Origin of the sequence: Pseudomonas fortuita (genome assembly GCF_026898135.2) — a bacterium.
GTDB classification, from domain to species: Bacteria; Pseudomonadota; Gammaproteobacteria; order Pseudomonadales; family Pseudomonadaceae; genus Aquipseudomonas; species Aquipseudomonas fortuita.
The window spans coordinates 1048285-1065941 of record NZ_CP114035.2; the positions used below are offsets into that span (position 1 = coordinate 1048285).

At 62.8% G+C, this 17657-nt stretch carries 17 protein-coding genes; 6 read left to right on the top strand and 11 right to left on the bottom strand.

From position 1 onward, the window contains the following. The first annotated feature begins 7 nt into the window (after nucleotides 1–7). Together OZ911_RS04780 and OZ911_RS04785 are read left to right on the top strand one after the other, a co-directional pair. On the top strand, nucleotides 8–1288 hold the full coding sequence (locus OZ911_RS04780) for a CynX/NimT family MFS transporter (RefSeq protein ID WP_023046952.1): 1281 nt from the start codon (nucleotides 8–10) through the stop codon (nucleotides 1286–1288). Nucleotides 1289–1445: 157 nt separating this feature from the next. Then, the gene (locus tag OZ911_RS04785; protein ID WP_016485055.1) at nucleotides 1446–1931 is read left to right on the top strand and encodes a nuclear transport factor 2 family protein; all 486 of its coding nucleotides are present in this window, start codon (nucleotides 1446–1448) and stop codon (nucleotides 1929–1931) included. Here the strand turns inward: OZ911_RS04785 and OZ911_RS04790 are convergent. Continuing rightward, the gene (locus tag OZ911_RS04790) at nucleotides 1910–2809 is read right to left on the bottom strand and encodes a hypothetical protein (protein WP_134792733.1); all 900 of its coding nucleotides are present in this window, start codon (nucleotides 2807–2809) and stop codon (nucleotides 1910–1912) included. The two genes, OZ911_RS04785 and OZ911_RS04790, sit on opposite strands and share 22 nt — an antisense overlap. 28 nt (nucleotides 2810–2837) lie before the next feature. Between OZ911_RS04790 and OZ911_RS04795 the strand changes: the two genes are divergently transcribed. After that, the gene (locus tag OZ911_RS04795; protein ID WP_016485057.1) at nucleotides 2838–3122 is read left to right on the top strand and encodes a GIY-YIG nuclease family protein; all 285 of its coding nucleotides are present in this window, start codon (nucleotides 2838–2840) and stop codon (nucleotides 3120–3122) included. Here the strand turns inward: OZ911_RS04795 and yejK are convergent, their stop codons facing one another. After that, the gene (gene yejK, locus OZ911_RS04800) at nucleotides 3123–4130 is read right to left on the bottom strand and encodes a nucleoid-associated protein YejK (protein WP_016485058.1); all 1008 of its coding nucleotides are present in this window, start codon (nucleotides 4128–4130) and stop codon (nucleotides 3123–3125) included. It abuts the gene before it with no gap. A gap of 370 nt (nucleotides 4131–4500) precedes the next feature. Between yejK and OZ911_RS04805 the strand changes: the two genes are divergently transcribed. Beyond that, nucleotides 4501–4782, top strand: a complete 282-nt coding sequence (locus OZ911_RS04805; protein WP_023046954.1) for an HU family DNA-binding protein — start codon at nucleotides 4501–4503, stop codon at nucleotides 4780–4782. Between the two features lie 51 nt (nucleotides 4783–4833). On the opposite strand, the gene rlmF is transcribed toward OZ911_RS04805, so the two are convergent. The 5 genes from rlmF to OZ911_RS04830 all read right to left on the bottom strand — a co-directional run bounded on the left by rlmF (nucleotide 4834) and on the right by OZ911_RS04830 (nucleotide 11335). Then, entirely contained in the window at nucleotides 4834–5787 is a 954-nt protein-coding gene (gene rlmF, locus OZ911_RS04810) for a 23S rRNA (adenine(1618)-N(6))-methyltransferase RlmF (protein WP_023046955.1), read from the bottom strand. Nucleotides 5788–5959: 172 nt separating this feature from the next. Next, on the bottom strand, nucleotides 5960–8806 hold the full coding sequence (locus tag OZ911_RS04815) for a valine--tRNA ligase (protein WP_016485060.1): 2847 nt from the start codon (nucleotides 8804–8806) through the stop codon (nucleotides 5960–5962). A gap of 185 nt (nucleotides 8807–8991) precedes the next feature. Then, nucleotides 8992–9357, bottom strand: a complete 366-nt coding sequence (locus OZ911_RS04820) for a hypothetical protein (RefSeq protein WP_016485061.1) — start codon at nucleotides 9355–9357, stop codon at nucleotides 8992–8994. A 5-nt stretch (nucleotides 9358–9362) separates the two neighbouring features. Next, nucleotides 9363–9791 (bottom strand): DNA polymerase III subunit chi, encoded by a 429-nt coding sequence (locus OZ911_RS04825; RefSeq protein WP_024717624.1) that lies wholly within the window; start codon nucleotides 9789–9791, stop codon nucleotides 9363–9365. 50 nt (nucleotides 9792–9841) lie between these two features. After that, nucleotides 9842–11335 (bottom strand): leucyl aminopeptidase, encoded by a 1494-nt coding sequence (locus OZ911_RS04830; protein ID WP_023046956.1) that lies wholly within the window; start codon nucleotides 11333–11335, stop codon nucleotides 9842–9844. Between the two features lie 301 nt (nucleotides 11336–11636). On the opposite strand from OZ911_RS04830, the gene lptF reads away from it, so the two are divergent. Beyond that, entirely contained in the window at nucleotides 11637–12752 is a 1116-nt protein-coding gene (gene lptF / locus OZ911_RS04835; protein ID WP_016485065.1) for an LPS export ABC transporter permease LptF, read from the top strand. After that, nucleotides 12745–13806: an LPS export ABC transporter permease LptG gene (lptG, locus tag OZ911_RS04840; protein WP_197888132.1), complete on the top strand. Its 1062-nt coding sequence runs from the start codon at nucleotides 12745–12747 to the stop codon at nucleotides 13804–13806. The genes lptF and lptG overlap by 8 nt, the downstream gene beginning before the upstream one ends. A gap of 90 nt (nucleotides 13807–13896) precedes the next feature. On the opposite strand, the gene OZ911_RS04845 is transcribed toward lptG, so the two are convergent. The 4 genes from OZ911_RS04845 to OZ911_RS04860 form a co-directional block, all read right to left on the bottom strand. Beyond that, on the bottom strand, nucleotides 13897–14385 hold the full coding sequence (locus tag OZ911_RS04845; protein ID WP_023046957.1) for an RDD family protein: 489 nt from the start codon (nucleotides 14383–14385) through the stop codon (nucleotides 13897–13899). Nucleotides 14386–14480: 95 nt separating this feature from the next. Further along, nucleotides 14481–14693, bottom strand: a complete 213-nt coding sequence (locus tag OZ911_RS04850) for a cold-shock protein (protein WP_016485068.1) — start codon at nucleotides 14691–14693, stop codon at nucleotides 14481–14483. 356 nt (nucleotides 14694–15049) lie between these two features. Continuing rightward, a complete protein-coding gene (gene gcvT, locus OZ911_RS04855; protein WP_023046958.1) occupies nucleotides 15050–16171 on the bottom strand; it encodes a glycine cleavage system aminomethyltransferase GcvT in 1122 nt (373 codons plus the stop codon). 27 nt (nucleotides 16172–16198) lie between these two features. After that, the gene (locus OZ911_RS04860) at nucleotides 16199–17575 is read right to left on the bottom strand and encodes an L-serine ammonia-lyase (RefSeq protein WP_016485070.1); all 1377 of its coding nucleotides are present in this window, start codon (nucleotides 17573–17575) and stop codon (nucleotides 16199–16201) included. Nucleotides 17576–17657: the final 82 nt, after the last annotated feature.

Here is a 17657-nt window from a genome sequence, read left to right on the forward strand (position 1 = left end):
GAAGGCCATGGCTGAATCCATAACCCGTAACACCCCGCGCAACGAGCGCGACCTCGATGAGCTTTTGATCGATGCCGAAGCTGACGATGAGCAGGTTCAGCAGCAACCTGTGGTGTTGCGGCGGCCTTGGCTGTTGCTGCTTGGCCTGGTGCTGGTTGCATTGAACCTGCGCCCGGCGCTGTCGAGCATGGCGCCGGTGCTGGGGCAGGTGTCCGAGGGCCTCGGGCTTAATGCCTCGCAGGCCGGCTTGCTGACCACCTTGCCGGTACTTTGCCTTGGCTTGTTTGCCCCGCTGGCACCGGTGCTCGCGCGGCGCTTTGGCAGCGAGCGGGTGATCCTCGGCATTCTCGTCACCCTGGCGCTAGGCATCGTGGTACGAAGCGCCTTTGGGGCTGTCGGGGTGTTTCTCGGCAGCCTGATGGCGGGGGCCAGCATCGGCATCATCGGCGTCTTGTTGCCAGGTATCGTCAAACGCGACTTCCCGCAACATGCTGGCACGCTGACTGGCGTCTACACCATGGCGTTGTGCCTGGGTGCGGCGATGGCGGCGGGGGCGACGGTGCCTTTGGCCCAGCATTTTGAGGGTGGTTGGGCAATGGGGCTGGGCTTCTGGGCGCTGCCGGCGTTGCTGGCCATGTTGGTGTGGCTGCCGCAGGCGCGACGGGGGCATGGCCTGCACAAGGTGGCCTATCGCGTGCGTGGCCTGTGGCGTGACCCGCTGGCCTGGCAGGTAACCCTGTACATGGGCCTGCAGTCATCGCTGGCCTACATCGTGTTCGGTTGGTTGCCGTCGATCCTCATCGGCCGCGGCCTGAGCCCGACCGACGCAGGCCTGGTGTTGTCGGGGTCGGTGATCGTGCAACTGGTCAGCTCGCTCAGTGCGCCCTGGCTGGCCACCCGTGGCAAGGACCAGCGGCTGGCCATCGTGCTGGTCATGCTCATCACCCTGGCCGGCCTGTTCGGTTGCCTGTATGCACCGTTGTCCGGGCTATGGGGATGGGCCGTGGTGCTGGGCCTGGGGCAAGGTGGCACCTTTGCCCTGGCGCTGACCTTGATCGTGCTCCGCTCGAAAGATGCCCATGTGGCGGCGAACCTGTCGAGCATGGCCCAGGGAGTAGGTTACACCCTGGCGTCGATGGGGCCGTTTGCGGTGGGCCTGGTGCACGACATCACCGGGGGCTGGGCGGCACTGGGCTGGATTTTTGCCGTGCTGGGCATTGGCGCCATCGTATTCGGGCTGGGTGCCGGGCGTGCTTTGCATGTGCAGGTGACCTGCGAGAAAGTTTGAGGCATGTGCTGGCACTGCCGGCGCTATCGCGGGTAAAGCCGCTCCCGCTGGCATTGCACACATTTTGCGGGCAGCGTGATCCCTGTGGGGCCGGCACTGGCATAAGCCTGCGGGGCAGATTATGGTGCTGTTTTCGAGCCCTGGACGGACCTGCCCCATGAGCGACGCCAACCGCGACCTGATCACCCGCTTCTACCAGGCTTTCCAGCGCCTGGACGCCGAGGCCATGGTGGCCTGTTACAGCGACGATATCGTTTTCAGCGACCCGGTTTTCGGCACCCTGCGCGGCAGGGATGTGGGCGACATGTGGCGGATGCTCACTACCCGGGCCAAAAACTTCACCCTGGCATTCGACAGTGTGCGCGCCGACGAGCGCAGTGGCGGCGCGCACTGGGTGGCGACCTACCTGTTCAGCCAGACCGGCCGTGTTGTGGTCAACGACATCCAGGCACGGTTTGTGATTCGCGACGGGTTGATCTGCCAGCATGACGATACCTTCGACTTGTGGCGCTGGTCGCGGCAGGCGTTGGGTGTGCCGGGTATGTTGCTGGGGTGGTCACCCATGCTCAAGAACAAGGTGCGCCAGCAGGCCTTCAAGGGCCTGCGCGCTTACCAGCACAGTCAGGGCAGCGCTACAGCCTGATCGCCGTCGTGGTAGCTGAACCTGGCACCGTCCTGCAGTGACTTCGGCAGTTGTATGCGGATGACGGGAATGAAGCTGCCGTGGGTCTGGTGCCAGTCGCGTTGGTCCGCCTGAGCCTGCTCAAGCGCGCCGTATGGGCCGTCGATGTAGAAGAACGATTGGATGGGCAAGCTGCCGGAGCGTGCTTCGTCCCACGCGCCGATCATCACCTCGTTCCACGGGAATGGCATTTCAGCGGCGAACAATTGCTTGACCCGCAGGCTTTGGTGGAAAGCCTCGGCCCGCTCCGGCACCCGGGCGCGCTGGATGTCGAAGGCACATTGCTGTTTGTAGTCACCGGTTGTTCTGAACTGCGCGATCCAGTCCTCGGCCGTCAGGATGCCTTGCTCATGGCAGACGGTTTCGACATCCGCCGTCTGGCGGTTGTCGCCGCAGCCGCGGGAGCCGCGTTCCCAGGTATCGCCGTCGCTGGGCATGGCGCAGAGCATTTCATAGCGCAGGGTGCCTTTGGGCCTTTGCAGCATGGGGTGCAGGGTGAAACCGCTGCGGCCATCTTCTGCCAGGCGGGTCACCGGAATATCTGCGCGCAGGTAGGAAAACGACACCGCACCTTTGGCCTTGGAGTTGGGGCTGTGGTGCCAGGTGTGATACGCGGGCGAGGGCCGGGTCGACCTTAGCAGCACCCCGGAACAGGCATGGGCGGGTACGGCTTCGCCCTCGCATTGTGGCGGGGTCGCGTCGTAGTTGGCCTGCATTTTTTGGGCGACCTTTGCGCCGATCGAGGCGTTGGCGGTAACGGCGATGGTCGACAGCGTTGCGCCGAGCAGTATTTGCGGTAGTGTGCGGAACATGATGTAGCCCTCAAGCGTTGGGCTCACCAAATTAATCATCGAAAGAGCTGGCGTCGTGAGTGAAGAATTGCCGCAACCGGTAGCGAAACCCTGGTATGTCTACCTTGTGCGTGCCGCCAATGGTTCGCTCTACTGCGGCATCAGTGACGACCCGCAGCGGCGTTTCGTGGCGCATCAGAAAGGGCAGGGCGCGCGGTATTTCAAGACCAGCCCCGCGCAGGCGCTGGTGTATGTGGAGCAGTGGCCGAACAAAGGCGAGGCATTGCGCCAGGAGCGCCTGGTGAAGCGGCTGCGCAAGTCGGCCAAGGAGGCGCTGGTCGCCTCCTATGCAGGCAGCTGATCAGTCCTTGCGGCGCTTGAGCTGATCGACCAGCTGCGTTGGCAGGCCCTTGATGACCAAGGTACCAGCCTCTTCGTCATATTCAACCTTGTCCCCCAGCAGGTGCGCCTCGAAGCTGATCGACAGGCCTTCGGCCCGGCCAGTGAAGCGACGGAACTGGTTGAGGGTGCGTTTGTCTGCGGGGATTTCCGGAGACAGGCCGTAATCCTTGTTGCGGATATGGTCGTAAAACGCCTTGGGCCGGTCCTCGTCGATCAGGCTGGACAGCTCTTCCAGCGTGACCGGCTCGCCCAGCTTGGTCTGGGTGGTGGCGTAATCGACCAGGGTCTGGGTCTTTTCGCGGGCAGACGCTTCCGGCAGGTCTTCGCTCTCGACGAAGTCACTGAAAGCCTTGAGCAGGGTGCGGGTTTCGCCTGGGCCGTCGACGCCTTCCTGGCAGCCGATGAAGTCGCGGAAATAGTCCGAGACCTTTTTGCCGTTCTTGCCCTTGATGAACGAAATGTACTGTTTGGAACTCTTGTTGTTCTGCCATTCCGACAGGTTGATGCGCGCTGCCAGGTGCAGCTGGCCAAGGTCGAGGTGGCGCGAAGGCGTTACATCAAGCTCGGCGTTCACTGCCACGCCTTCGCTGTGGTGCAGCAGGGCAATCGCCAGGTACTCGGTCATGCCTTGCTGGTAATGGGCAAACAGGGTGTGCCCGCCGGTGGACAGGTTGGACTCTTCCATCAGCTTTTGCAGGTGTTCCACCGCCACGCGGCTGAAGGCGGTGAAGTCCTTTTCCTCATCGAGGTACTGCTTCAGCCAGCCACTGAGCGGGTAGGCCCCAGACTCACCGTGGAAAAAACCCCAGGCCTTGCCTTGCTTGGCGTTGTAACTGTCGTTGAGGTCTGCCAGCAGGTTTTCGATGGCATCGGATGCGGCCAGCTCGGCGTCGCGGGCATGCAGTACAGCAGGGCTGCCATCGGGCTTTTTGTCGATCAGGTGAACGATGCAATGACGGATTGGCATGGGATTCTCGGCGAGCTGCAAAAGTTGGCAAGTTTACCCTAGACACAAGGTGATGCAGTGGCCGTATGTTGGCAGATATGTCGGTTGTTCGTTTTTTGTTCAGTTTTCTGCGTTTTAGGCTAAAACCCCCGAAAAACCTGCATTAAATCGAAGTGCGCAGCGGATATTTATCCATTCCTGTGGTAGTTTTGCGCGGTCTTGCGCCCCTCGTGTGGCGCAGTGCTGGCAGCGTGCTGTCGTCGTGTCGAACCAAACGCCGATTTATGTATCTACATACGCAATTGGCGCGGCCCTCCACTGTAAGGGGCTGGCCCGATAACGTCGTAGTTCGCTGCATAACCATCGAATTTGATAGGGAAGGAACACCACCATGGCATTGACCAAAGACCAACTGATTGCCGACATCGCCGAATCGATCGCCGCGCCAAAAACCACCGCCAAGAACGCTCTGGAGCAACTGGGCCAGATCGTTGCCGACCAGCTGGAAAACGGCGCTGAAATCACTCTGCCAGGCATCGGCAAGCTGAAAGTCTCCGAGCGTCCTGCCCGTACCGGCCGCAACCCTTCGACTGGCGCTGCCATCGAAATCGCTGCCAAGAAAGTCGTCAAGTTCGTTCCAGCCAAAGTGCTGACCGATGCCATCAACAAGTAATTGTTGAAGCGTTGACAAAAACCGCGCCTGGCTTGCCCAGGCGCGGTTTTTTCATGCCTGGGTTTTACGCCGGGCGTGCCAGGCCTTGCGCGCGGCGTCGTCCTGGAAGCTCCAGGCGACCATGCGGCTCTGCTTCTGGCCCTGGCCCATGTCATGGATGCGCACGGCTTTGGCGCCTGCTTTGCTGAGCGCAGCCTCGATACCCGGCAGGTTGCTGGCTTTGGATACCAGGCTGGTGAACCACAACACCTGCTCGGCGTATTGCACGCTTTCGCCAACCAGTTGGCTGACAAAGCGGATTTCACCGCCTTCACACCACAGTTCATTGTTCTGGCCGCCGAAGTTCAGCACCGGCAGCTTGCGCTTGGGGTCCTGCTTGCCCAGGTTCTTCCACTTGCGTTGGCTGCCACGGGTGGCTTCCTCGCGCGAGGCATGGAAGGGCGGGTTGCACAGGGTCAGGTCGAAGCGGTCGTCGTCCTGCAGCAAGCCGCTGAGAATATGCGCGCGGTTGGCCTGCTGGCGCAGGGTGATGGCCTTGCCCAGGCCATTGGCCTGGACAATGGCTTTGGCCGAGGCCAGGGCCACGGGGTCGATGTCCGAGCCGAGGAAGCGCCAGCGGTAGTCACTGTAGCCCAGCAGCGGGTAGATGCAGTTGGCGCCAACGCCGATATCCAGCGCATGCACCTTGGCGCCCTTGGGGATTTCACCCGCATTGTCGTCGGCCAACAGGTCGGCGGCCACGTGGATGTAGTCGGCGCGGCCGGGAATGGGCGGGCACAGGTAGTCGGCGGGGATGTCCCAGTGCTGAATGCCGTACTGGGCCTTGAGCAGGGCACGATTGAACACCCGCACGGCTTCGGGGTTGGCGAAGTCGATGCTGGGTTTGCCGTGTGGGTTGGTAATGGTGAAACGGGCCAGGTCAGGGTGGGCCTTGATCAGGCTGGGGAAGTCGTAACGGCCCTGGTGGCGGTTGCGCGGGTGCAAGGTGGGTTTGTTTTGGGTCATGCTCGGGTCCGGTGCTGCAGGTGCTGGCCAGAGGGCCGCTGTGGGCCCATTCGCGGCACAAGGCCGCTCCCACAGGATAGCGGCGCCCTTCAAACCGGCGCCGTCCCTGTAGGAGCGGCCTTGTGCCGCGAACGAGGGCAAAGCCCTCGCGGGTCAGGTCAGCATTGTCAAGTTACAGCGCAGCAATCCGCGCATGCTGCTCGGTGAAGTTGGCGAGGGCCTGTTCGGACTCGGCCAGCTTGGCGCGTTCCTTCTCGATCACCGCAGGCGGTGCCTTGTCGACGAAGGCGGCGTTGGAGAGCTTGCCGCCCACGCGTTGCACTTCGCCTTGCAGACGCTGGATTTCCTTGTTCAGGCGCGCCAGCTCGGCATCCTTGTCGATCAGGCCAGCCATAGGCACCAGCACTTGCAGGTCACCGACCAAGGCAGTGGCCGACAACGGCGCCTCATCAGCATCCCCCAGGACGGTGAACGACTCGACCTTGGCCAGTTTCTTCAGCAGCGCTTCGTTTTCCTGCAGGCGGCGCTGGTCGTCGGCGTTGGCGTTCTTCAGGAACAGCGGCAGTGGCTTGCCTGGGCCGATGTTCATTTCGGCGCGGATATTGCGCAGGCCGACCATCAGCTCCTTCAGCCACTCGATGTCGCCTTCGGCAGCCGCGTCGATACGGGCTTCATTGGCCACTGGCCAAGGCTGCAGCATGATGGTCTTGCCTTCGATACCGGCCAGCGGCGCGATACGCTGCCAGATTTCTTCGGTAATGAAAGGCATGAACGGGTGCGCCAGGCGCAGCGCCACTTCCAGTACGCGCACCAAAGTGCGGCGGGTGCCACGGGCGCGCTCGACCGGGGCGTTTTCGTCCCACAGTACCGGCTTGGACAGTTCCAGGTACCAATCGCAGTACTGGTTCCAGATGAACTCGTACAGCGCCTGGCTGGCCAGGTCGAAGCGGAACTGCTCCAGCTGGCGGGTCACTTCGGCTTCGGTGCGCTGCAGCTGCGAGATGATCCAGCGGTCAGCCAGCGACAGCTCGTAGGCTTCGCCGTTCTGGCCGCAGTCCTCGCCCTTGTCCAGCACATAGCGGGCGGCGTTCCAGATCTTGTTGCAGAAGTTGCGGTAGCCTTCGACGCGGCCCATGTCGAACTTGATGTCGCGGCCAGTGGAGGCCAGCGAGCAGAAGGTGAAGCGCAGGGCGTCGGTGCCGTAGCTGGCGATACCCTCGGGGAACTCGGCCTTGGTCTGCTTGGCGATTTTCTCGGCCAGCTTGGGCTGCATCATGCCGCTGGTGCGTTTTTCCAGCAGGGCGTCGAGGGTAATGCCGTCGACGATGTCCAGCGGGTCGAGGACGTTGCCCTTGGACTTGGACATCTTCTGGCCCTGGCCGTCGCGTACCAGGCCGTGCACATACACGGTCTTGAACGGTACCTGCGGGGTGCCATCTTCGTTCTTGATCAGGTGCATGGTCAGCATGATCATGCGCGCAACCCAGAAGAAGATGATGTCGAAGCCGGTTACCAGCACATCGGTGGAGTGGAACTTCTTGAGGAACTCGGTCTGTTCCGGCCAGCCCAGGGTGGAGAAGGTCCACAGGCCCGAGCTGAACCAGGTGTCGAGTACGTCGTCGTCCTGGCGCAGGGCCACGTCGGCGCCCAGGTTGTGCTTGGCACGCACTTCGGCTTCGTCGCGGCCAACGTAGACCTGGCCGGCCTCGTCGTACCACGCCGGGATGCGGTGGCCCCACCACAGCTGGCGGCTGATGCACCAGTCCTGGATGTCACGCATCCAGGAGAAGTACATGTTCTCGTACTGCTTGGGCACGAACTGGATGCGGCCATCTTCCACGGCAGCGATGGCAGGTTCTGCCAGCGGCTTGGTGGAAACGTACCACTGGTCGGTCAGCCACGGCTCGATGACGGTGCCCGAACGGTCGCCTTTCGGCACTTTCAGGGCGTGGTCGTCAATGCTCACCAGCAGGCCCTGGGCGTCGAGGTCGGCAACGATCTGCTTGCGCGCGACGAAGCGGTCGAGGTTGGCGTACTGGGCCGGCAGGCGGGTGTCGACCTGCTCGTTGACGCTGCCGTCGAGGTTGAAGGCCTGGGCACTGGCCAGCACGAAGGCGTTCTTGTCGAAGATGTTCAGCAGTGGCAGGTTGTGGCGCTTGCCGACTTCATAGTCGTTGAAGTCGTGAGCCGGGGTGATCTTCACGCAGCCGGTACCGAACTCGGGGTCGCAGTAGTCGTCGGCGATGATCGGGATGCGGCGGCCGACCAGCGGCAGTTCGACGAACTTGCCGATCAGTGCCTGGTAGCGTTCGTCGTTCGGGTTGACCGCAACGGCTGCGTCACCCAGCAGGGTTTCCGGACGGGTGGTGGCGACGACCAGGTAGTCCAGGCCTTCGGCGGTCTTGGCGCCGTCGGCGAGCGGGTAGCGCAGGTTCCACAGGTGGCCTTTTTCGTCGTGGTTTTCCACTTCGAGGTCGGAGATGGCCGTGTGCAGCTTGGTGTCCCAGTTGACCAGGCGCTTGCCGCGGTAGATCAGGCCGTCTTCATGCAGGCGCACGAAAGCTTCCTTGACCGCTTCGGACAGGCCGTCGTCCATGGTGAAGCGCTCGCGGCTCCAGTCTACCGACGAGCCCAGGCGGCGGATCTGGCGGCTGATGTTGCCGCCGGACTGGTCCTTCCATTCCCAGACCTTTTCCAGGAACTTTTCGCGGCCCAGGTCATGCCGGTTCTGGCCCTTGGCTTCGAGCTGGCGCTCGACCAGCATCTGGGTGGCGATACCGGCGTGGTCGGTACCTGGCTGCCAGAGGGTGTCGCGGCCTTGCATACGGCGGAAACGGATCAGGGCATCCATGATCGCGTTGTTGAACCCGTGGCCCATGTGCAGGCTGCCGGTCACGTTCGGCGGCGGGATCATGATGGTGTAGGACTCGCCTGCACCTTGTGGGGCGAAATAGTTCTCGGACTCCCAGGTGTTGTACCAGGAAGTTTCGATGGCGTGCGGCTGGTAGGTCTTATCCATGCGCGGCGGGACCCTGTGCATTTATTCGGGAAAGCCGGGAAGTATAACCAAGCTGGGGTGTTGAGGCGACAGCCGCTGGGGCTGCTTTGCAGCCCATTCGCGGCGCAAGGCCGCTCCTACAGGGATCGCGGTGCCTGCAGAAGCGGCCTTGTGCCGCGAATGGGCCGCAAAGCGGCCCCGGAATATCACTCGGTACGCTTGATCAAGCGCTCGATCCGCGCATCCAGCCGGCGCTTGATCTCGTTTTCGATATGCGGGGTGAAGTCGTTGATCACGTCCTGCATGATCATCTGCGCCGCTGCGCGCAGCTCGCTTTCCAGGTGCAGCAGGGTGTCCTGCCGGCGGGTCTGCGGGTCTTCCTCGGGCTCGACAGCGATCGGTTTGCTATCAGGTGCAGGGTGACCGGCAGGTTCTTCCAGCAGCAACGGGATCTGCTCCACCGTCTCGGTCAGCAGCGGCGGTTGCAGGTCGGCATCGCCAAGCAGCTGGCGGATCGACTCGAGGTCATCGAGCAGATGGGCGGAGTCGGGCAAAGGGGAGGGCTTGTCCATCGTCGTCAAAGTCGCTGTAAGCGGTGGTCTTGCAGAGCATAGCCCTGTTCGCGGTAGAAACGGAATCGTTCACGGGCGGATTGGCGGATGCCAGGCTCTTCCACCACGATTTCGGCCACGCGCTCGAACTGGCCGACGAAGCCCGGCACGCCGGCCCCCAGGTTGATCAGCAGGTCGCGGTGATCGCCCGCGCTGTCATCCAGGCCAAGGGCGACGCCGGCATCGGCATGCAGCTCGGCCAGGTCGTGGGGCACGAAGGCCTCACCCTTGAAGCGCCACAAACGCAGGTCCAGCTCGTTGCGCTGCTCGGCATCCTGGCAATGCAGATAGACCCGGTGACCGAGGCGCCAGGCCTTTTCGCACAGTTTGCAGGCGAAATCGAGCCGCGCCGACAGCGAGTCGGTGGGCAAGATGTAGAAGTCGACTTTGCTCATGGTGGTCATCGCCGGCCGATGGTGCGCTAGACACCACCGGCCTCACGGCGTCAGGCGCCAGCGCGGTCCAGCAGGTACTGGGTCAGCAGGGGCACCGGGCGGCCTGTGGCGCCCTTGTCCTTGCCACCACTGATCCAGGCGGTACCGGCGATGTCCATGTGCGCCCAGTTGTAGGCCTTGGCGAAGCGCGACAGGAAGCAGCCTGCGGTGATGGTCCCGGCCTTCGGCCCGCCGATGTTGCCCATGTCGGCGAACGGGCTGTCCAGCTGCTCCTGGTATTCGTCGAACAGCGGCAATTGCCAGGCACGGTCGTCGGCGCGCTTGCCAGCGTCGAGCAACTGGCCGACCAGGTCGTCGTTGTTGCCCATCAGGCCGGTGGTGTGGCTGCCCAGGGCGACGATGCAGGCGCCGGTCAGGGTGGCGATGTCGATCACCGCCTGCGGCTTGAAGCGCTCGGCGTAGGTCAGGGTGTCGCACAGCACCAGGCGGCCTTCGGCGTCGGTGTTGAGAATTTCCACGGTCTGGCCGCTCATGGTGGTGACGATGTCACCCGGGCGGGTGGCGCCGCCGCTTGGCATGTTCTCGGCGCAGGCCAGCAGGCATACCAGGTTGACTGGCAGTTGCAGTTCAAGCACTGCACGCAGGGTGCCGAGCACGCTGGCAGCGCCGCACATGTCGTACTTCATTTCGTCCATGCCGGCGCCTGGCTTGAGGCTGATGCCGCCGGTATCGAAGGTGATGCCCTTGCCCACCAGCACGAACGGCTTGTCAGCCTTCTTGCCGCCCTGGTAGTTGAGCACGATCAGGCGCGGTGGCTGGTCGCTGCCCTGGCCCACGGCGTAGAACGCGCCCATGCCCAGGTCCTTGATCTTCTTCTCGTCCAGTACCTCGACCTTCAGCGCCTTGTGCGCCTTGCCCAGGTCCTTGGCCTGTTCGGCGAGGAAACTTGGGTGGCACAGGTTAGGCGGCAGGTTGCCCAGATCACGGGTGAAGGCCATGCCGGTGGCAATGGCGCTGGCGTGCTTGACGGCACGCTCGACTTCCGCCTGGCCGGCCTTGTCGGCCAGCAGGGTGACTTTTTTCAGGGCGCGCGGCTCGACCTTCTGGCTCTTGAAGCGGTCGAACACGTACTCGCCGTCGAGCAGGGTTTCTGCCAGCAGGCGGTATTTGCCGTAGTGGGCATCGCGGTTGTTGACTGCGACATCGTCCAGGGCCAGCACGGCATCGGCGCCATTCAGGCCCTTGAGCACGCCGGCCACGCTGGCGACCAGTTTGCGCCAGGTGCGGTCACCCAGGGCTTCGTCCTTGCCACTGCCCACCAGCAGCACGCGCTCAGCTTTCAGGCCCTGCAGGTTCTGCAGCAGCAGGGTCTGGCCTGGCTTGCCAACCAGGTCGCCGCGTTTGAGCACAGCGCTGATGGCACCTTCGCTGGCCAGGTCGACCGCCTTGGCAACGGCGCCAAGCTTGCGGTTTTCACCTACCGGAATGACCAGGGCGGCAGTTTTTACGGATGCAGCAGCTACGCTTTTTACAACCAGTTCCATGTCAGGGTCCCCGAATGATCGATACAAGTGGCGCTGTGTGTTCCAGCGCTCAGGACGGGCTTGGCCGCGTAGTCGCGCGCCAGCGGAAAAGCTGCCAGTTTGAGCCTGCGGCAAGCGTGCTGACAACCCCGATATGCGCCTTCATGCGCGGCCAAGTGACAGGCGCGGTCAATCACAGGATAATGCGCGCACTTTACATGGAGGTTCGCCTTTGGCGAACCGGCATTGGTCTTGGCTGTACTAAGTCATTGTTTGGCGCCATTGCATGGCAGTCCGCCCTGACAACCCAGGAGTGTCTGGTTTGATCGTCTTTCGTTATCTGTCCCGCGAGGTCCTGGTGACCTTGAGCGCCGTCAGCGCAGTGCTGCTGGTGATCATCATGAGTGGGCGCTTCATCAAATATCTGGCCCAGGCCGCTCAGGGCGTGCTCGATCCGGGCGTGCTGTTCCTGATCATGGGCTTCCGGCTGCCGGGTTTCCTGCAACTGATCCTGCCTCTGGGGCTGTTCCTCGGCATTTTGCTGGCTTACGGGCGGCTGTACCTGGAAAGCGAGATGACCGTGCTGTCTGCAACCGGTATGAGCCAGCAGCGCCTGTTGGGGCTGACCATGGCGCCGGCGGCCCTGGTTGCCCTGCTGGTGGCCTGGCTGAGCCTGAGCCTTGCGCCGTTGGGCGTTGCCCAGGTGCAGCAGATCATTGCCCAGCAGGACACGCTGACCGAGTTCGACACCTTGGTGCCGGGCCGCTTCCAGACCCTGCGTGACGGTTCGCGGGTGACCTACACCGAGCAGCTGTCGGACGACCGCGTCAACCTGTCCGGGGTGTTCATCTCCGAGAAGCGCTTCAACCAGGACAAGACCAAGGACCGTGCCCCGTCGGTACTGGTCGCTGAAAAAGGTCACCAGGAGATCCAGGCCGACGGTAACCGCTACCTGGTGCTGGAAAACGGCTACCGCTATGACGGCAATCCTGGTCAGGCCGATTACCGTGCGATCAAGTACGACACCTATGGCGTGCAGCTGCCCAAACCGGAAGTGGCCGAAGAAGTGACCGAGCGCGAAGCCATTCCCACTTCCGAGCTGATCGGCAAGGAGGGCCTGCGAGAGCGCGCCGAGCTGCAGTGGCGGTTGTCGCTGCCGATCCTGGTATTCGTCGTTACCTTGCTGGCGGTGCCGCTGTCCCGGGTCAACCCCCGTCAGGGCCGCTTCCTCAAGCTGCTGCCGGCAATTCTTTTGTACATGGCTTACCTGACAATGCTGATTTCCGTACGTGGCGCCCTCGAGAAGGGCAAATTGCCGATTGGCCTGGGCATGTGGTGGGTCCACGGCCTGTTCCTGTTGATCGGCCTTGGCCTGTTGTACTGGGAACCGCTGCGCCTCAAGCGTGCCGCCCGTCGTGCGGAGGTGGCCCATGGGTAAGCTGGACCGCTACATCGGCCAGAGCGTGCTGCTGGCCATCCTGGCCGTGCTGGGCATCATCCTCGGCCTGGCCTCGCTGTTCGCCTTCATCGACGAGATGGGCGACCTGAGTGATACCTACACGTTGATGGAGGCCGGCAACTTCGTCCTGCTGACAGCACCCCGGCGGCTCTATGACATGCTGCCGATGGCGGCCTTGATCGGCTGCCTGATCGGCCTGGGCAGCCTGGCCAGCAGCAGCGAACTGACCATCATGCGTGCGGCCGGGGTGTCTATCGGCCGCATCGTCTGGGCGGTGATGAAGCCGATGCTGGTGCTGATGCTGGTAGGGCTGCTGATCGGCGAATACGTGGCACCGGTGACCGAGAACAAGGCCCAGGCCGACCGTTCCCTGGCCCAGGGCGGTGGTGAGGCGCAGAGCTCCAAGCGCGGCATGTGGCACCGCCAGGGTGAAGAGTATGTGCACATCAACTCCGTACAGCCCAACGGCCTGCTGCTGGGTGTGACCCGTTACCGCTTCGACAGCGAGCGCAAGATCGTCACCTCAAGCTTCGCCCGCCGCGCGCAGTACCAGAACGACCACTGGCTGCTCGCCGACGTGCGTACCACCTACTTCCGTGGCGACCACACCGAAGTGGTCGGCGCGCCGCAGGAGCGCTGGGACGTTTCGCTCACGCCAGAACTGCTCAATACCGTGATCCTGGCGCCGGAGTCGCTGTCCATTACCGGGTTGTGGGATTACATCCACTACCTGTCCGACCAGGGCCTGAACAATGCCCGTTACTGGTTGGCGTTCTGGACCAAGGTGCTGCAGCCGCTGGTTACCGCGGCGCTGGTGCTGATGGCGATCTCGTTCATCTTCGGCCCGCTGCGTTCGGTCACCCTGGGCCAGCGTGTGTTCACCGGTGTGCTGGTGGGTTTCGTGTTCCGTATTGCCCAGGACCTGCTGGGGCCTTCGAGCCAGGTGTTCGGCTTCCCGCCGCTGCTGGCGGTGGTGATCCCGGCGGGGATCTGTGCCTTGGCCGGTGTCTGGCTGTTGCGCCGGGCGGGTTGATGGCCTGAGCTGCATGAAAAAGCCGACCTCAGGGTCGGCTTTTTTGTGGCTGATGGCCCTATGGCCGGAGCAGGCAACACAACGCTCAAGTCATCTCTTTTGCTTCGGTACCCGCACCAGCTGGCTTTCCGAATAGATGTCATGCCAGCCACGCTTTCGCTTGTCGATCAACACCCAGAAAAAACCCAGCCCCAGGCACAGCCATGAGGCAATGGATACCACGAAGCGCAACAATGCCTGCCACAGGCTGATGGCTGAGCCATCGGCATTCTGCACGCGCACGCCCCACACCTGCATGCCCAGCGTCTGCCCGCCATGGGTCCAGAACTTGGCAAAGAAGCCGAACAAGGCGAACAGCAGTACCGTCGACAGTAGCGGGTCGCCATCCAGTGCACCGGCCTCGGTCAGCTCACGCATGCGCGCTTCGCCAATGATCGCCATCTGGATCAGCTTGTAGGCACCGGCGGTCACGATCAGCAGTGCAGTACACAGCAGGAAGTCGTAGAACATCGCGGCCAGTCGTCGGCCAAAGCCAGCGGCGGGGAAGTCACCCTGTGGGAGAAGGTGGGGCTTGGGCATCGCTGGGCAGCTCCGAATGGAAAAGGCTCATTCTATGGAATTGCAAGCAAAAAAAAGCCCCTGCGCGTCAACGCAGGGGCTCTTTTATAGAAGTTTCAGCCTTCTGCCTGGACTTCGTCAGCCTGCATGCCCTTTTGGCCTTGCACAGCAATGAAGGTCACTTTCTGGCCTTCTTTCAGGCTCTTGAAGCCGTTACCTTGGATTGCGCGGAAGTGCACGAACAGATCCGGACCGGTCTCTGGGGTGATGAAGCCGTAACCTTTTTCGTCATTGAACCACTTGACGGTACCGCTCTGACGCTCAGCCATTGTCTTATTTCCTATGAAACTAATTTTTGATGACAGTTTCTTCTGCATTGTTTGTAAGCAAAAGATTACTGGGCTGGGTTGCAGGAAAGTAAGAGACGTCGAACGGGTTGTAGCAGATTGCGGCTACTGGCCCAGGTCACGAACTGTTGCGACCCATGCAAACACAGTGCAGTGACTCTACGCCAACTCCCGAGCGAAAAACAAGCCCTTGCCCGCAGGGGAAATCGACCGCTTGCCGATAACCGACCGAATTGTCGGAAACGGCATGGCGCCTGGCCTGGCGCCATGTTCAAAAGTTATTGGGCAGGTTCGAAATCGAATATCCCGAACCTGACCGCAACCTTCACAAAGCCGTTTCAGCCACGGTAGTAACGTTGCGCCACGAAAGGCATTTTGCTGACCTTCAGGGCAACCTTCTTGCCACGCACTACGGCAAACAGTGCGGTATCGAGTGCAGCATGTTCATTATCGACATAACCCATTGCAACCGGTGCGCCGAGTGTCGGCCCGAAGCCACCGCTGCACACTTTGCCCACCGGTTTATCGTTGGCATCAACAATATCGGCGCCTTCACGTACCGGCGTGCGCTCCTGGGGCAACAGGCCAACACGTTTGCGCGCCACACCGTCGCGCTGGTGGGTAAAGATCGCTTCGGCGCCGGGGAAGCCGGCAGCACGTGCACCGTCGGCACGGCGCACCTTGGAAATCGCCCACAGCAGGCTGGCTTCGATCGGGGTCGTCTCGGTATTCATGTCATGGCCATACAGGCACAGGCCGGCTTCCAGGCGCAGCGAGTCCCGCGCGCCCAGGCCAATGGGCTGTACTTCGGGCTCGGCCAGCAGGCTGCGGGCCAAGGCGTCGGCGGCCTGGACCGGTACCGAAATTTCGTAGCCGTCTTCGCCGGTGTAGCCTGAGCGGCTGACGAAGCAGTCTTCACCCAGCAGTTTTACCGGCCGGAACTGCATGAAGGTCATGCCGGCCACTTCCGGGGCCATGCGCTCCAGCACCTTGACCGCGGCCGGCCCTTGCAGGGCGAGCAGGGCACGTTGGTCGAACAGCGGCTGCACCTCGCAACGGCTCCCGATGTGTGTTTGCAGGTGGGCCAGGTCCTGGTCCTTGCAGGCTGCGTTGACCACCAGGAACAGGGTATCGTCGCCCAGGTTGGCAACCATCAGGTCGTCAAGGATGCCGCCTTGTTCATTGGTGAACATGGCATAGCGCTGCATGCCCACCGGCAGGTCGATGATATCCACCGGCACCAGGCTTTCCAGGGCCTTGGCGGCATCGGCACCGCGCAGGATGATCTGGCCCATGTGCGAGACATCGAACAGGCCGGCCTGCTCGCGGGTGTGCAAATGCTCCTTGAGCACCCCAAGCGGGTACTGCACCGGCATGTCGTAGCCGGCAAACGGCACCATGCGCGCACCCAGTTCCAGGTGCAGGGCGTGCAGTGGGGTCTTGAGCAGTGTTTCGGACATCGGTGACTCCTTGGTTTTATTGTGGGGTCAACATTCGATGATGTTGACGGCAAGACCGCCGCGGGCGGTCTCCTTGTATTTGCTTTTCATATCGGCGCCGGTCTGGCGCATGGTGCGGATGACCTTGTCGAGCGACACGAAGTGCTGCCCGTCGCCGCGCAAGGCCATGCGCACGGCGTTGATCGCCTTCACCGAGCCCATGGCATTGCGCTCGATGCAGGGCACCTGAACCAAGCCGCCGATCGGGTCGCAGGTCAGGCCCAGGTTGTGTTCCATGCCGATTTCGGCAGCGTTCTCCACCTGTTGCACGCTGCCCCCCATCACTTCGCACAGTGCCCCCGCCGCCATGGAGCACGCCACGCCGACCTCGCCCTGGCAGCCCACTTCGGCGCCGGAGATAGAGGCATTCTCCTTGTACAGGATGCCGATGGCTGCGGCGGTGAGCAGAAAACGCACCACCCCGTCTTCGCTGGCGCCCGGCACGAAGCGCATGTAGTAGTGCAGCACCGCCGGGACGATGCCCGCCGCGCCATTGGTGGGCGCGGTAACCACACGCCCGCCATTGGCATTTTCCTCGTTCACCGCCAGGGCATAGAGGTTGACCCAGTCGAGCACCGACAGCGCATCGCGCAGGCTGGCCTCCGGGTGACGGCTCAGCTGGCGGTACAGGGCTGGGGCCCGCCGCTTGACCTTGAGCCCGCCTGGCAGAATGCCCTCATGCTGGCAGCCGGCATCGACACAATCCTGCATCACTTGCCAGATACGCAGCAGCCCGGCGCGGGTTTCTGCCTCCGGGCGCCAGGCGGCCTCATTGGCCAGCATCACCTGGCTTACCGACAGGTTCTGCGTGGTGCAGTGGCCAAGCAGTTCCTTGGCGGTTTTGAACGGGTAGGGCAGCACGGTGCTGTCCTCGACGATGCGGTCGTGGCCGGCGGCATCCTCGTCGACCACGAAACCACCGCCCACCGAGTAGTATTCGCGGCTGCGGATTTGCAGGCCGGCGTCGTCGAAGGCGCGGAAGATCATGCCGTTGGGGTGGTAGTCCAGTGGCTTGCGGATCATTGCCAGGTGTTGTTTCTCGTTAAAGGCAATGTCGTGTTCGCCGAGCACACGCAGGCGGCCGCTGTCGCGGATCACTTGCAGGCGCGCGGGGATGGATTCGGTGTCGACGGTGTCCGGGTGCTCGCCTTCGAGGCCGAGCAAGACCGCCTTGTCGCTGCCGTGGCCCTTGCCGGTTGCGCCCAGCGAGCCATACAGCTCGGCCTTGACGCTGGCGGTGCGGGTGAGCAGGTCATCACGGCGCAGCCCTTCGGCGAACCGTGCGGCGGCGCGCATCGGGCCGACCGTGTGGGAGCTGGAGGGGCCGATGCCGATCTTGAACAGGTCGAAGACGCTCAGTGACATGGTGGTTCCTCCAGCCAGGGATATTAGGCGGACGGTGAAGCCTGTGGGGGCGGGCGCGCCCGCTCCCTCAGAGGTCCACCTC